1 protein-coding gene is annotated in these 276 nt (G+C 59.4%); it reads left to right on the forward strand.

Annotated elements, in window-relative coordinates; all coding sequences use genetic code 11:
• On the forward strand, positions 1 to 276 hold a 276-nt coding region (gene vgrG, locus AC0IW9_RS30780), incomplete at both ends, for a type VI secretion system tip protein VgrG (protein WP_471652103.1).

A 276-nucleotide genomic window follows, 5' to 3' on the forward strand; every position in this document is an offset into this window, starting at 1 on the left:
GACCAATCCAACGAAAACAGCTCGTGCTGGATGCGCGTGTCGCAATCCTGGGCCGGCAAGAATTGGGGTTCGATTCAAATTCCGCGCATCGGCCAGGAGGTGATCGTCAGCTTTCTGGAAGGCGACCCCGACCGCCCGATCATCACTGGCCGCGTGTACAACGCTGAACAGACCGTGCCCTACGACTTGCCCGCCAACGCCACGCAGAGCGGGGTAAAAAGCCGTTCGAGCAAGGGCGGCTCGCCGGCCAATTTCAACGAAATTCGCATGGAAGAT

The organism is Belnapia sp. AC561, assembly GCF_979252845.1.